We start from the raw sequence: 15,270 nt of genomic DNA on the forward strand, positions 1-15,270 counted from the left end.
GATGCGTTGCGCGAATAAAGAGCTCAAGAAGAAATGTTCACTGAACCTCTATGGTGCGCATACATAACAATGGTTGCACGCTATTAGTTATTAATTAACGCCGATGCCTGATGCAGGTAAAGGGTTTGTAATGGAGACGATGCAAGAGTCTTGCCCGTATTGTTCGTGAGTTCAACTTTATAAGTATGTGCCCCACGATGGATACCAGTAAGCTTAAAGACGCCTGAACTATTGCTAGCTAATGGGGCGTCGTCAAAGATTAATCGGTAGATTGGCGCTTTGGGTGCACCAGGTTGTGCGGCAGAAATAGTGAATTCACCCAAGTTATTGCGAATTGTCGCTTCTGGTGCGGGTGACTTAATGACTACGCGATAGTTGGGCTTGGGGGCAGCCGGCTTCGCAGGGGGAGGTGGGGTAACCTTTGCCGCGGTTACTACGTTTTGCGTTTTTACATCGAAAGCTAGGGGTTCTGCGTTTTGCTGCGGCTTGTCGGTGTAAGTCACAGAGCCGTCTTTACCTACCACCTTGTATATGGTCATTGGAGAGGTAGCTGCGGCTGATGTTGCATTGCTGCTTTGTCCGGTTTCGCTTTCTTGTGCTTCTTGCTGGGTACTTTCTTGGCTCAGCATTTCCGCTTGCACAGGCAGTAAGCCATTGCCGCTACTTAGTAATAGCGAAATTAAGCAAATGTGTCGCGTCATGTAGTGCACGTGTCGTTACCTAATCAATGTGGTTTTGGCTAGCTGGCTAATTCATATAGCTTGCTATGTTTGGCTTATGGATAACCTTTCTAGTTGTATGCAGATGCAAGCGGGCAAAGCCCTGTGCGCAGTTGATACAGCATGAAAGAGTATTCATTAGCATAGCTATAAAAACATAGTAGATAAATCGTACGCATAAAAAAAGCCCGCAGAGCGGGCTTTAGTATAAATTGCTATACAGTGCGAAATTACACGCTGTAGTACATGTCGAACTCAACAGGGTGAGTAGTCATGTTAAGTTTCGTTACTTCTTCAGACTTAAGATCGATGTATGCATCAATCATGTCATCAGTCATAACGCCACCAGCTTTAAGGAAGTCACGGTCGTTATCAAGAGCTTCAAGTGCCATTTCTAGCGAGCTTGCAACTGTTGGAATTTCAGCAGCTTCTTCTGGCGGTAGGTCGTACAAGTCTTTATCCATTGAATCACCAGGGTGGATCTTGTTCTTAATACCGTCGATACCCGCCATAAGCATAGCAGTGAACGCTAGGTATGGGTTAGCTGTTGGGTCAGGGAAACGTACTTCAATACGACGTGCTTTATCGCTAGTTACGTGAGGAATACGAATAGATGCAGAACGGTTACGTGCAGAGTATGCAAGCATTACCGGTGCTTCGAATCCAGGAACTAGACGCTTGTATGAGTTAGTAGAAGCGTTAGCAAACGCGTTGATTGCGCGCGCGTGCTTGATGATACCACCAATGTAGTAAAGTGCTTCCTCAGAAAGACCTGCGTACTTGTCACCTGCAAAGATGTTTACGCCATCTTTAGAGATAGATTGGTGACAGTGCATACCAGAACCATTATCGCCAACAAGCGGCTTAGGCATAAAGGTAGCTGTTTGACCGTATGCGTGTGCAACGTTGTGAACAACATACTTGTAAACTTGAATTTCGTCAGCTTTCTTAACTAGCGTATTAAATTGGCAAGCAATTTCGTTTTGGCCAGCAGTTGCTACTTCGTGGTGGTGCGCTTCGATAACAAGGCCCATCTCTTCCATAACTAGACACATTGCAGCACGGATATCGTGAGCAGAGTCCACTGGTGGTACTGGGAAGTAACCGCCTTTAACGCCAGGGCGGTGTGCCATGTTGCCGCCTTCAAACTCTTCGCCAGAGTTCCACTTTGCTTCAGAAGAGTCAATCTTGTAGAAAGAACCCGCCATGTCAGTGTGGAAGCGTACGTCATCAAAAAGGAAAAACTCTGGCTCTGGGCCGAAGAAACATGTGTCACCGATACCAGTTGATTTTAGGAATTCTTCTGCACGACGAGCAACTGAACGTGGGTCACGCTCATAACCTTCCATTGTTGAAGGTTCAACGATGTCACAACGGATATTTACTTGTGTTTCCTCAGCGAAAGGGTCAACTACACAGCTTGTTGCGTCTGGAAGAAGAACCATGTCTGATTCGTTGATGCCTTTCCAGCCAGCGATTGAAGAACCGTCGAACATTTTACCTTCTTCGAAAAACTCTTCATCAACTAGGCCCGCAGGGATAGATACATGTTGTTCTTTACCTTTTGTATCGGTAAAACGTAAATCTACAAACTTCGCTTCACTTTCTTTAATCAGCTCTAATGCCTTTTCTACTGACATCGTGTCCTCCAGGTTTAATGTAAAAATGCGGAATGATCAGCTTCACTCCAACAGTGGAAAAAGTGAAAGCGATTATCATGCCATCTATATGTATACCGATTTCTGTGGCATAGACGGGCATCTATCACTTCCGTTTGAATTAAATTGCATTATATTGGTGCAATGTTGCACCAATATGGCGTTTTATGCTCATTTGTACGTCAATCAGCCTAGATTACTTTGTAGCGTATAGCCACCAAATATGATCAATTAGGTGCAACGGGGCTGGTTATTTGTTGAACAAGTGTTTGAAAACCAATAAAACTCGTTTCCATCAAAAAAAAGATGCGCAAACGTCGTGGTTTTTCTGTACAATCCGCGCAAATTTTTCTATCTGCATTTTTTTGCAACAAATCTAACGCATACTCCTTTCCACTGAATTGAAGTAGACGTTGATTTACACAGGCTCTATATAAGCATGAATACCACTGATATTAATAAATTGCGTAACATCGCAATCATCGCCCACGTTGACCACGGTAAGACCACCCTGGTAGACAAACTGTTACAGCAGTCTGGCACCCTTGAATCTCGAGGCGAGCAAGAAGAGCGCGTAATGGACTCGAACGACATCGAGAAAGAACGTGGCATTACCATCCTAGCTAAGAACACAGCGATTAACTGGAACGACTACCGTATCAACATCGTAGACACTCCAGGACACGCTGACTTCGGTGGTGAAGTAGAGCGTGTAATGTCGATGGCTGACTCTGTACTTCTACTTGTAGATGCGCAAGAAGGCCCGATGCCACAAACCCGTTTCGTTACGCAAAAGGCATTTGCTCAAGGTCTTAAGCCAATTGTTGTTATCAACAAAATCGACAAGCCTGGTGCGCGTCCTGATTGGGTTATGGATCAAGTTTTCGACCTATTCGACAACCTAGGTGCAACTGACGAACAGCTAGATTTCCAAGTTGTTTATGCGTCTGCACTTAACGGTTGGGCATCACTAGATGCAGATACTAAAGAAGACGATATGACGGCATTGTTCCAAACTATCGTTGACCAGGTTTCTCCTCCTGATGCAGATATCGACGGCGCATTCCAAATGCAGATCTCTCAGCTTGACTACAACTCATACGTGGGTGTTATCGGCGTAGGTCGTGTTAAGCGTGGTTCTGTTAAGCCAAATCAACAAGTAACGGTTGTTACTGCTGATGGCAAAAAGCGCAACGGCAAAGTAGGCTTAGTTTACGGCTACCTTGGCCTTGCTCGTCACGAAGTTGAATCTGCTCACGCGGGCGACATCATTGCAATCACAGGTCTTGGCGAACTTAAGATCTCTGACACCATTTGTGACATCAACACTGTAGAAGCACTTCCTCCACTTACGGTTGACGAGCCTACAGTAACCATGACGTTCCAAGTAAACACCTCGCCGTTTGCAGGTAAAGAAGGTAAGTATGTAACGTCACGTAACATTCTAGAGCGCCTTAAAGACGAACTAGTACACAACGTTGCACTGCGCGTTGAAGAAATGCCTGATCCGGACAAGTTCCGCGTATCTGGTCGTGGTGAACTTCACCTAGGTATTCTTATCGAAAACATGCGTCGTGAAGGTTACGAGCTTGCAGTGTCACGTCCAGAAGTAATTCTGAAAGAAGTTGACGGCGCAACGCAAGAACCATACGAAACCTTGACTATCGACTGTGAAGAACAGCACCAGGGTTCAATCATGGAACAGCTTGGTCTGCGTAAAGCAGAAATGACTGACATGTCTCCTGATGGTAAAGGTCGTGTACGTATCGACTTTATCATTCCAAGCCGTGGCCTAATTGGTTTCCAAACAGAATTCATGACGTTAACGTCGGGTTCTGGTTTGCTATATCACACGTTCGATCACTATGGTCCGTACAAAGGCGGTATCATTGGTAAGCGTAAGAACGGTGTTCTAATCGCTAACGCAAACGGTAAAGCACTAACTAACGCCCTGTTTAACCTTCAAGAACGCGGTCGCCTATTCATCGGTCACGGTGTTGAAGTGTACGAAGGTATGGTTATCGGTATTCACAGCCGTGACAACGACCTTACTGTTAACGCGCTTAAAGGTAAGCAGCTTACTAACGTTCGTGCATCGGGAACTGATGAAGCGCAAACACTTGTTCCGCCTATCAGAATGTCACTTGAGCAAGCGCTTGAGTTCATCGATGACGACGAACTAGTAGAAGTAACGCCTGAATCTATCCGTATTCGTAAGAAGCTTCTTACAGAAAACGAGCGTAAGCGTGCATCACGTGCACCTAAGTCTTAATAGCTTCTAAGACTTACATTGATTTTGAAAATGCCAGCGTCAGCTGGCATTTTTTTTCCATTTTGCCGATGAGTTTGGCCTGCAATCTTTCAACTCGTGTCTCAACTTACACACCGTCACTTCCTATCAAAAAAGCTGCTTTCTAGCATTATCACTAAAACGTTAGAAAAAGTTTAAATATCGACCAAAGGTTAGTGGTCAAAAGCGTTCAGAGATTCTATGCTTGGAAAATTAGTCCGCATAGATCAATACCCAGCGAGCATTTATCTATGCGGATTGGTACAATAGACTGACGCCTTAACACGTGAGCTAAGTCGTTGTAATATTTACGGCTAATGACCTAACAAAAAGGGGAAGGGTAGTGTTTTCTGTAGCAGTAGTTGAAGATGATCCTATCACGCTTGACCTTATCACTGACGCGTTGGAAACGCAGTTAGACGCCACCGTGTATCCATTTACACGTAGTAAATTTGCAAGGGATTTTTTGCTGCAACAAACCGCAGAATCTATCAGCTTGATCATCAGTGACCAAGTAATGCCGGATTATGATGGACTAAGTCTTCTAAAAACCTGCCAGTCTTCGGGTTTGGACGTTCCATTTTTACTCATTACTGCCGACCCTAACAAAGAGTTAGTGATAGAAGCGCGTAAGCTTCAGGTTACCGGTTTCCTTGCTAAGCCACTCAATATGGAAGAGCTAGTTCAAAAATCGAGAGAGGCGGTGTCGCAGGCCAGCTAAGCCTGTAGGTTGTATTTCATTTTATGCATCGCACGCTAAAGGTGTGCATGCGCGCCAAAAATCTACTTCGTGGTTAACGATGACAATGTAAAACAGGTTAGGACAGCAAAGCGCAATTTACCTTTGGCTTTAACGTGTTAATTTATCTCTATTAAAGTACATTTCGATATAGAAAATTCGGGTTAATTCATCTCACGCCCCTAGTTTATGAGGCGCTAAAATTCTACACTGTTGGCATAAGTTTTTATGCAACAGGATGTAATGTGAGCGCCTTATTCGATAATACCCCTCCCAGAAAAGACACATTTTCGTTTAAATGGCAAAAGTACAAAGGGAAAGACATCATTCCTGCGTGGGTTGCCGATACTGAGTTTCGTTGCGCGCAGCCAATTCTAGACGCCATTTCGGGCCAGGTTGAGCATGGCAACATGGGTTACATACTGCCTGCACATCACGAAGGCGCCATTCAGGCTGTAGTGAGATGGCTTAAAGATAAGCATAATTGGGAAATTCAACCCGAGTGGCTAGTGTGGACACCAGGCGTTGTGCCAGCGTTTAACGTAGCGTGTAAAGCCTATTGTGAACCCGGTGATAAAGTACTTATTCAAACACCTAATTATCCGCCTCTACTGGCTGCCCCAAAACTAAATGGTCTCGAACGGGTAGATATAGGCACGGTAGTGCAAAATGACGACGGCACAAGTTCTGATAATATTTCAGGTGTAGAAGGTGCGCGCTATACGTTAGATTTTGAAGCATTAGAAAGAGAAGCGGCTGATCCTAAATGTAAGCTGTTTATTCTTTGTAACCCAATGAACCCGGTAGGTTCGGTGCTTACTAAAGCTGAATTAGATCGCATTGCTGAAATTTGTAACGCGAACAACGTTAAGCTATGTTCTGATGAAATCCACTGCGACCTTATTCTAGAAGAAGGCAAACAGCACATACCGGCGGGCCGCGAGTCCAACCTTGCTGAAAATAGCGTCACGCTAATGGCTGCCAGTAAAACATTTAATATTGCTGGTTTGGGAACGTCTTTTGCCATCATCCCTAATCGCCAACTGCGTCAGGCATTTACCAATGCCGCAGCGGGCATCGTACCTTGGGTTACTGTATTGGGCTTAGCGGCTACAGAAGCAGCATTCACTCAATGCGACGAGTGGCATCAGCAGCAACTTACCTACTTGCGTGAAAACAGAGATATGGTGTTTAACACAGTAAACAGCATTGACGGGCTTAAAATGCTCAAAGCCGATGCGACGTTCCTTGCGTGGGTAGACGCCAGTGGACTAGGTGTAGAGAACGTCCAGCAGTGGGCCGAAGAGAAAGGCGTAGGCCCGTCACCAGGCATCGATTTTCACAAGGCGGACCATTTCAGAATTAACTTTGGCTGCAGCAAAGCGATGCTCCAGGATATTCTGCAACGCCTCGCCAGCTAAAAATTGGGGTCAGAGTACTTTTTCAGCCCCAAAGTGGGGTCAGAGTACTTTTTGCAGCTACGCTCTCTATTAAAAAGGGCCAAAGTATTACTTTGGCCCTTCTCATATGCAGTTATTTTGTTAGTAACGAAATTTCACTGTTACCTGCGAGTGCACACTATAATGACATACAAAGGGAGAAAATTACTCTGACCCCATTTTCGCCATTTTTGCAGCTAGCTAAATACGCCGATTAGCTTATACAGGCCTAAACCAATCACAGTACCCACTACTAGAAAGCCTGCCAGGTTACTTTTCCATGTGTTTCTAAATTCACCCAGTGCGGTGCTTTTATTCATAACGACCAATAGGAATATGGCAATAATCGGCAGTAAAAGAGCATTAGTCGCTTGAGCAAACAAGATGGCGGGTAGGGGCTTAAAGCCAAGTGCTGCAACGCTGACACCTACTACAATGATGATAAACCATACCGCTTTAAAGCTCTTGCTTTGCATATCGTCAGAAAGCCCCAGCGCTCCTGTTACCGCATAAGCGGCTGCTAGCGGCGCAGTGATAGCACTGGTTAAGCCTGCGGCGAATAACCCTAATGCAAAAAACCACTGAGCTTTGTCACCTAAAACCGGTTTAAGCTGCTCGCCCATGTTCGAAGCGTCCATAGTGGCAGCTTGATTGAAGAACGCCATCATTGCTGTTGCCATTACGATAAGCGTAATAAGCCCACCCATACTAATAGCTCTAGCAGACTGGTTTCGGCACGCGACGACCGCTTCTTGTTTATCTTGGCCTTTCGATGATTTTGCAACCAGGCTTGCGTGAAGAAACAAGTTGTAAGGCACGATGGTGGTACCAATAAGCGCCAGCACCGTAGTAATGGCGTCAGCGTCCAGCCGCGGAGACATTAACTGACTAAACATCGCGGCGATATCAGGTTTGGCTACTAACAGCGTGATAAAAAATACGCCAGCCATAATAAAGACGAGATAAACCAGTACTGTCTCTATCCACTTGTAGCTGCCCGACCAGAGTAAAACTATAGCGATCGTACCCAAAATACTTGCCCAGGGACCAATGCCTATACTGATAAATGCGTCTAGCCCGATTGCAGCGCCGGTTAGGTTGCCCGATTCATAGGCTGCGTTGCCAATGCCGATAGCACTGACAATAAGCACGATAAAAAGATTCTTTAGCCATGGCTTGTAAGCCATATTTTTCATTGCACTGGCTAGGCCTTGGCCGCTGGCCACACCTAAACGCGCAGCCATGTCTTGCAATACTATGGTTGCGAATATGGAGAAAAGGAGCGCCCATACTAGGTGAAAGCCAAAGTTTGCACCTGCCAGACTTGCTGTAGTTACTGTTCCAGGGCCAATAAAGGCGGCCGCGATGATGTATCCTGATTTATCTTTTGCCATTGCAACGACTCTTAGTTAAGTTTTGCTATCATGACAATAGGTAGGCGAGCACGCAACAGTACCGCTAAACCAATACAGTAACAGATTGGTTTTAAACCTATTGTCGCGTACCCAGTGTAGAAGTTTGTTGTTTACTCTTTACCTTATTTCCCCATTATTTTGGGTAGATAAAAGGTTACAAAACATGCCCTCTACAAAGTGGCCGCGCAGACTACCGTTTCATAAAAGAGAACGCAAATTAAAATAGGATGGTAATGGTGAAAGATGGGTTTCCAATAAACACAATCAGCGATATTGTTTCGCTTCCCAATTTCGAGAATGTGCTTCCGAATGCTTATTATGTAGATGGAATGATCTTTGCCGTTGCTTCCGCGCCTGAAATTCCCATGCCCGAACAGTGGATGCCGTGGCTCATACAGTCTAGTGACAGCCACCTTGTAGACAAAGATGTAGATAAGCTTGCTGATACATTAATGAATGGCCTGCGGGCGCATTTGGATTTTATGCGTCAGGAAAAGTCGCCCATGCCTAGTGAATTGAACGTTGCGATAGAGGTGCAAGGAACGACGAGGCCTTCGAAAGAGCTCGAAAGCTGGCTAAGTGGGCTTTTACACGTGCACAAGCAATTAGAACCTGTGTGGCAAAATGCGTGGAACCATTGGGAAAAGCATTTAGAAAAAAGTAAGGCGAACAAGAAAGACTGTGACAGTAACGAGCCTGAGAAAACAGAACCTGCAGAAGCTCGCCTGTCTCGATGTTTAAAGCTTTTCTCAACGCTTGCTAATATTGAATTAGCCTTGTCTTACAGAAACGACAAACAAGCTGCTCAGCTTGAAAGTAATATAAACATGCTTGTTAAACAGCTTCCTTCGGTGCTGGCAGATTACACTAAGTTGTCAGGAGAGCTAGCAGGCGCGTTACCCAATCAATTTGAAACCTTTAACAAAGTAACCTAGGGGAAAATTTGATAACTGGGAGCTGCAGGAGAAGCAAAAAACAAAAACGCTAATTCAAAATTAGCGCTGTCTTTGTTGTTGATGCCGTTGATTCAACGTGTGTTTAAGCGAAGCGGTATAGCTGTCTAATTCAAGCTTCGCCTTTTCGTATTGCTCGTTAAGAAGCCTTGAAGCAGGCTCCCTCATGAGCGCCTTAAAGGCAATGTCTGTCTGTTTGAGCAAATGCTTGAGGTGTTGATTACTGTCATCCATGTATAGCATTCCGATAAAAACAATTTGTTAAACCCGAGAAACAGCAGGTTCTGGGCGACTATGTGCAATGCTTACAACACTCTCAACAACAAGCTTAAAATTACTTCTCACACTACACAGCAGTACTGGTTCCTTGAGTACTGACTTTTCAATAACTTTGTACGTGCGCCTTTACTATTTAGTTTGGCTTAAACTTTTATAAAGGTTTTACCACAGCTAGGCAAACGATGGCGAGAATGATAAGCACCGGCGCTTCATTTAAAAAGCGATAAAAGCGCGGAGAGTGTCTATTTTCGTCGCGTGCAAATTGCTTCATTAACTTAAACAAATAGAAGTGATAGCCGTAAATAGCAAGAAGCAGCAGCAACTTTATATGAAGCCACCCCGACATTTTAAACCAAGTTCCACCATAGCTGACAATAAGCGCAACGCCGAATGCCAGAGTTAACAAGGCGAATGGAGTAATAAAGAACCACAGGCGGCGCTCCATGACCTTAAATTCGTCTTTTACCACTTGAGATTTCGTTGTCGCGTGATACACGAAAAGTCGCGGTAAATAGAAAAGTCCTGCCATCCAAGCCAGCATGAAAAAGATGTGCAGCGCTTTAAACCATAAAATGTACATACTAATAATGAGCCTTTTGTAAGAAGCTTTGTAAGATATTCCACGTTACTACGCCAATAATATCGTTTAGCTCCTGATCGTAAATATAAACTGCGCCAGAGCGCGAATTTTTAAGGTGTTCGTATACTTCGTGCAGTGTAGACTGCGCGCTAATACCTTCCATTTCGTAATAGTTTAACGCTGTTGCATCGTGTTCCAAACTCACATTGTATTGGACCAGCTTATACTGCACATCTATTTCAAATTTTAACTTCTGAATGACAATTTTTGTTGGATCGCTTTCTAAGTAGTTAATTAACGCTTGCTCCGGCGCATCGTGAAATAGCTTGTACTCAGTATTCATCGCTGCAAGTACGCCCGTTTTCTCAAGCGCTTCACGAATAGACGAGATAGCGTAAGGGAGATTTTGATAATCAAGCTGGCGTATGAAAATAGAGCGGTTGCCAAAGAACTGCGTAGAAGTCACGTAAGCAGGCACAATTACCAACATGGCTGGTAGAATAATTTGCGGGCTGTACGATAGTTCCATAACCGCGGAAAGCGCTGCAAGAGGCGCGTGCAATACTGCGGTCAACATGCCTGCTATGCCTAACAGGGCGAAGCTGTTGGTAAATTCGGGTACGTCAATAAAGTACGACAGTGGCAATAAAAGTACGGCGCCAGCAAGCATGCCAATAACCATCACAGGGCCGATGATCCCTCCTGGAATACCGAGGCCAATAGCAAATACCGCCAAGATAACTTTAAACACCAAAGTAGAAACCAACAGCAGCGCGCCGGGGGAGCTATCAAATAAGTGCTCAACATCGATAAAGTTGGCGCCAAGGGCTTCAGGTATAAACATACCAATGGTTCCGGTAATTAGCGCAGCAAGTATTAAGCGCCACACCATGGAAACCGGCCTGAACCACGTCATCACCCGCATGAGCTGGCTATTGAATAAAACGGCCAGCATGCCTAACAGAATGCCTAGTAGCACCAAGTAAAAATACATCCACTGGCTAAATGCATTAAACGATAAAAACGAAAGCTCGTTTACTTCCCCAAATACAATGCGAGTGAGCACCGAGCCACAGGCAGCAGCCAGCATGACAGGAACAAAAATATGTATTTTGTATTCCCTAAGTACCACTTCCATCACGAATATTACGGCAGCAAACGGGGTGTTGAAGGATGCGGAGATCCCTGCCGCAATGCCGCAGCCTGCAAGTATTCGAATACTGTTGTAAGGCAAGCGAAGCCATTGCCCTAAGAAACTACTGCCTGACGCGCCTAAATGAACGGAAGGGCCTTCTCGACCAACAACGAAACCACCGGCCAGGGCTAGCATGCCTCCAAAGAACTGGTTAATGGTGGTTCTAAATGGAATATGACCGTAATAGTACTTCACTCGATGAATAACGAAGGGAATACCTAAACGGTAGTGCTTGAAGCCCGTAAGAAAGGCGATAAATAGAATTAACCCTACACTGATAAATGGCATGATAAGCCAAACCAACCAGTCATAGGTAAGCACCGACTGAAGCGACGAAACGCCTGTTTCTTGTAGCCATTCTACGCACAGCCGAAACAGTATAATGATAAGCGCCGCGCATGTTCCCCCTACAATGCCCAGCATGCACAACTGAATGGATGTGCGTGGATGAGCTACTTCCTCTCTTAAAGCCTGCAAGCGCATGTTGTGGTACAGTAGATTAACGTAAAAAGAAGCTTACCATAAACACCTAAAATTCATAATGTTTAGAGCGCCTTAGCGCACGGTGTTTTTTGTTGATGTAGATATCATGACGACAGATCAGTTAAAAGAAGTTTTAGGCAACTACAAGTGGACACTGTTAGTGGCGCTTATTATGTTTGCCATGGTTGGGTTCGGCTATAAGCTAGCGCGAATTATTGACGAAGGCGACAGCAAGAAAGTACAGGCTCAGCAAGAAACTATTGCTATTTTGTCTGAAGAAAACCATGCGCTTACTACCAAAGTGAATCAGCTGGAAGTCGCCATGGAGCTTGCCACGCTCGAGACGGAGAGCATTACCAATACGTTAGGCGAACAAAAAAAAGAACTTGAGGCGCAACAGGAATTACTGAGTTTCTATGAACGCGTCGTGGCGCCTGAGAAAACCGACGAAGGTTTTGCCATTGAAGGGGTAGAAGTTTTTAAGTTAAGTGACAATACCTATCAACTTAGGTTGGTTCTGCTGCAGTCTAAACAGCAAAAAGCAGTGATAAATGGCAATTTAGATATCGCCGTAGTCGGTCAGCGAAACAGTGAAGCGATCACGCTGAAATCGGGCGAATCGAGCCTGCTGGCAGAAGATATCAAATACCGCTTTCGCTTTTTCCAAGCCGTTAACGTAACTCTCACTATCGAGGAAGATATAAACCCCGAATCCATTAGTTTTTCTACAACGGTCTATCAATACAAAACCCGTAAAGGCAACTATGAGATAAGCGTGCCGTGGAATGAAGCGCTTTCTGTCGAAATAGAGTAATCGCTGTGGGGCAGCGCTAGCCTATCCGTTAATTCAACCTTTTAACGCATCGAAAGCTTTATTCAAACAAATACCAGTAGCCATAACCCACAAGAAATGCAGGAATAGCAGAGTACACTGTGGCAATAAGCGCTGCTTTGGGTGAAAGCGCAATGGCGGGAAACAACGCGTCGCCGTCATTACTTATTGCATTGCCAAGTTGTGCTGAAAATGGAACTGCGCCATTAAGGTATAAGCTGGTTACCAATATCTGCGGACCGCAACCAGGTAAGAACCCGATGATGATCGCCAGGCCAACTAAGCCGGGACCCATGGATTGAAGCAGCCCTGCAATGTCTAGCCCAAACCAGACAACAGACAGCTCGAACATAAGAAAAGCGAGTACTACCCATGCCAATACAAACTGCGTGTCTAGTGCGGCTTTCTCTTGCCATTTAGGCGGAGGCGGAATTAAATCCTCTTTCGTAATCGAAGCGTATCCGCTTCCCGAACCACACAAAGACCATAGTCCAAGGCTCGAAATACATAACGCGGCACCAATCAGCGTTAGCGTACTTTCACTGATAGCAAGGTAACTGTGTACGGGAAGTTGAAAGGCCAAACCAAGCGCAATCGCCAACGAGGGTAAGCTCGCAATCATCCAGAATACTTTAGAAAGTGATATGGCTTTGTGGCTTACTGTTTTGGGTTTATCACAGTTTTGCGATTGTTGGAGCGCACCATCGGCTTCAGGAGCCTGGTAATTATGAAATTTATTGACCACTAGCCCCGTCATTGCACCCACCGTGACGCTGACGGCCATTACGGTTAAGGCATCTAACGGTGCTTGGGCGAGTAACAGAAATGCGGCATCGCCCATAGTGCTGGTTAGCACTGCTACCACAGCTCCAAAGCTTGTCACACCTCGCGTGTACTGAGTGACAACGATAATAGCACCGCCGCAGCCTGGCAGAGCACCAAGTAGGGCAGATAATCCTACCTCATGTACAGGGTGCGCTTTCATATAATTACCAATGGCTTCGGCCGAAACGCGTAACGTGGCGACGTAATAAAGCGCAAGCGATGCATATACAAACGCTGCCACTTGAAAAAATGCATCTGACAACACCGATAAGGTAATCGCACGGGTGCTGTTATAAGTAAGAAGAATGGCTATAAACAGCGGCATCAACAGCCGTTTATTGGTTAAGTGAGGAAAAAAAACGTTTCTTAATAGGGCGCTAGTAAAAGAAGGTAAGTGCTTATACCGGACCACCGCCTTAGCGCTTTTTGATGTGTGAGACGCCGTATCCATTACAACTACACCCTCGACCTACTGTTATCCATGTTTAAGGCGTGCCTAGGGCCTGTTGACCTTTGGTGTACGAATTTTGGTCTAAATGGAAGCCTTTTAATCGCGAAACAGTCCTGCAAGCCTAGCGGGCTAAGTTAAAGGACTGTGACAAAGAGTAAAAGGCTTCCATAACGACCCCTTCGGGCAGCGCCTTTGTGCCATCTATACTGCGTTGAATGTTCTCGATTTAGAACCACTAAACCGTCAAACATTCGCCTTGTCTAGATGGCACACAGACCGCTGCAAAAATGTACAACAAAGGTCAACAGGCCCTAGTTAAGCACGCCTAGTTTTCGCAACGCCTTAGCTCGAAAGCGTAACTGTGCCTTTCATGATGCCGATGTGACCAGGGAACGAGCAGAAAAACATGTATTCTTCATCTTTGCTTAACCCTTCAACAGAAAAGGTCGTTGAAGTTTGTTCACCGCCGCCAATAATGTCAGTCGCGCCAATTACGCGCTCATCGTCTGGCTTAACGTAATTGTTGTCTAAACCCGCACTCATACCGTCTGTTGCCACTGCTTGTCCGTTGGCTTTTGTTGTCATCACCCAGTTATGGCCCATGGCTTGTTTAGGTAACTGACCTGTGTGCTTTAAAGTCACGGTAAACTCGCTACAACTCGCCGGGATAACAACGTTCGACGTATTGAATTGCATGGCGTCGTTTGATTCCACAGTCACTTCGCATTCGTTAGCAAATGCACCAGAGGCCATAAGAAAAAGGGCTGTGCCACCAAGTAACTTCTTGATCATAAATAATGTCCTTTGAATTTTGGTTAACTTCACCTATCGGTGGAATTGGAAGATCCAATTTTCTTTACGAAAAAGAATAGCACTGGATCATTGTAAATGCTAACAATTATCATTTATATTGAGTGGTATATAAAGAAAGCGCTTTTATGTACATCGAGCTTTTTTGTTTTTTCACGCACAAGGGATGCACATGTCTTCGATACGAAATGCAGTTCAACACGTTCGATTTGGATACAACGACAATGAGCTGAACTCAACGCTTTTAAGAAACTATCTAGATGGCGTAACTTTCGTTGCCAACTTATTGCCAAGTGATAGAGACAAATTTTCTATCTATAAAAATGCGGTTGAGGTGCTTTATGAAACCCTGTGCGATCCGCAGGTCAGTCAGCAATGGCGGCATAGTTGTTTAGAGCATTTGTACAAGCCGTTACTTAAAGCTGAGCGCTACGCGTGTAACGAGAGTGATCGAATTGCGCTTGCGAGAATAAAAATAGACATGAACACCAGAGAGCCTGTTGATCTTTGATGTACAGCAAAGGTCTGCAAGCGCTAGTGCACCATTTTTTATAATTCACTTACCAGGGCCTAGTTTTCTAATGCCACTAGCCCTAATAGGA

Annotated in this window: 14 protein-coding genes; 6 read left to right on the plus strand and 8 right to left on the minus strand. The window is 45.0% G+C overall.

Annotated features, from left to right (window positions below; genetic code table 11):
• Window positions 1-83: 83 nt before the first annotated feature.
• The gene (locus ACFI6L_RS05515; protein WP_014950589.1) at window positions 84-710 is read right to left on the minus strand and encodes a hypothetical protein; all 627 of its coding nucleotides are present in this window, start codon (window positions 708-710) and stop codon (window positions 84-86) included.
• Between the two features lie 239 nt (window positions 711-949).
• Window positions 950-2,359, minus strand: coding sequence for a glutamate--ammonia ligase (glnA, locus tag ACFI6L_RS05520; RefSeq protein WP_462573570.1), 1,410 nt, complete (start codon window positions 2,357-2,359; stop codon window positions 950-952).
• A gap of 457 nt (window positions 2,360-2,816) precedes the next feature.
• On the opposite strand from glnA, the gene typA reads away from it, so the two are divergent.
• The 3 genes from typA (at window position 2,817) to ACFI6L_RS05535 (ending at window position 6,827) form a co-directional block, all read left to right on the plus strand.
• The gene (typA, locus tag ACFI6L_RS05525; protein WP_014950587.1) at window positions 2,817-4,649 is read left to right on the plus strand and encodes a translational GTPase TypA; all 1,833 of its coding nucleotides are present in this window, start codon (window positions 2,817-2,819) and stop codon (window positions 4,647-4,649) included.
• Between the two features lie 361 nt (window positions 4,650-5,010).
• A complete protein-coding gene (locus ACFI6L_RS05530) occupies window positions 5,011-5,388 on the plus strand; it encodes a response regulator (RefSeq protein ID WP_014950586.1) in 378 nt (125 codons plus the stop codon).
• Between the two features lie 263 nt (window positions 5,389-5,651).
• Window positions 5,652-6,827: a MalY/PatB family protein gene (locus tag ACFI6L_RS05535; RefSeq protein WP_462557681.1), complete on the plus strand. Its 1,176-nt coding sequence runs from the start codon at window positions 5,652-5,654 to the stop codon at window positions 6,825-6,827.
• Window positions 6,828-7,042: 215 nt separating this feature from the next.
• Here ACFI6L_RS05535 and ACFI6L_RS05540 read toward each other — a convergent pair whose 3' ends face one another.
• Window positions 7,043-8,239 (minus strand): Nramp family divalent metal transporter, encoded by a 1,197-nt coding sequence (locus ACFI6L_RS05540; RefSeq protein ID WP_014977280.1) that lies wholly within the window; start codon window positions 8,237-8,239, stop codon window positions 7,043-7,045.
• 254 nt (window positions 8,240-8,493) lie between these two features.
• Between ACFI6L_RS05540 and ACFI6L_RS05545 the strand changes: the two genes are divergently transcribed.
• A complete protein-coding gene (locus ACFI6L_RS05545; protein ID WP_014977279.1) occupies window positions 8,494-9,195 on the plus strand; it encodes a UPF0149 family protein in 702 nt (233 codons plus the stop codon).
• 60 nt (window positions 9,196-9,255) lie between these two features.
• Here ACFI6L_RS05545 and ACFI6L_RS05550 read toward each other — a convergent pair whose 3' ends face one another.
• From ACFI6L_RS05550 to ACFI6L_RS05560, 3 genes are all read right to left on the minus strand, one after another.
• On the minus strand, window positions 9,256-9,447 hold the full coding sequence (locus tag ACFI6L_RS05550; RefSeq protein WP_014950582.1) for a hypothetical protein: 192 nt from the start codon (window positions 9,445-9,447) through the stop codon (window positions 9,256-9,258).
• A 196-nt stretch (window positions 9,448-9,643) separates the two neighbouring features.
• Window positions 9,644-10,072 (minus strand): CopD family protein, encoded by a 429-nt coding sequence (locus tag ACFI6L_RS05555; RefSeq protein ID WP_462573571.1) that lies wholly within the window; start codon window positions 10,070-10,072, stop codon window positions 9,644-9,646.
• A gap of 1 nt (window position 10,073) precedes the next feature.
• Window positions 10,074-11,750 (minus strand): chloride channel protein, encoded by a 1,677-nt coding sequence (locus ACFI6L_RS05560; RefSeq protein WP_039235311.1) that lies wholly within the window; start codon window positions 11,748-11,750, stop codon window positions 10,074-10,076.
• Window positions 11,751-11,856: 106 nt separating this feature from the next.
• Here ACFI6L_RS05560 and ACFI6L_RS05565 point away from each other — a divergent pair, with 106 nt between their 5' ends.
• Entirely contained in the window at window positions 11,857-12,564 is a 708-nt protein-coding gene (locus ACFI6L_RS05565) for a DUF6776 family protein (RefSeq protein WP_039226369.1), read from the plus strand.
• Between the two features lie 58 nt (window positions 12,565-12,622).
• Here ACFI6L_RS05565 and ACFI6L_RS05570 read toward each other — a convergent pair whose 3' ends face one another.
• Both ACFI6L_RS05570 and azu read right to left on the minus strand, forming a co-directional pair.
• Window positions 12,623-13,858 carry a putative manganese transporter gene (locus ACFI6L_RS05570; RefSeq protein WP_156086867.1) on the minus strand — a complete coding sequence of 412 codons (1,236 nt, stop codon included), beginning with the start codon at window positions 13,856-13,858 and terminating at the stop codon, window positions 12,623-12,625.
• A 342-nt stretch (window positions 13,859-14,200) separates the two neighbouring features.
• Window positions 14,201-14,650 carry an azurin gene (gene azu / locus ACFI6L_RS05575; protein ID WP_014950577.1) on the minus strand — a complete coding sequence of 150 codons (450 nt, stop codon included), beginning with the start codon at window positions 14,648-14,650 and terminating at the stop codon, window positions 14,201-14,203.
• Between the two features lie 190 nt (window positions 14,651-14,840).
• Here azu and ACFI6L_RS05580 point away from each other — a divergent pair, with 190 nt between their 5' ends.
• Complete coding sequence (locus ACFI6L_RS05580) at window positions 14,841-15,179, plus strand: hypothetical protein (RefSeq protein WP_014980170.1); 339 nt, start codon at window positions 14,841-14,843, stop codon at window positions 15,177-15,179.
• The last annotated feature ends 91 nt before the right edge of the window (window positions 15,180-15,270 follow it).

Source organism: Alteromonas sp. G4i35 (assembly GCF_054960375.1).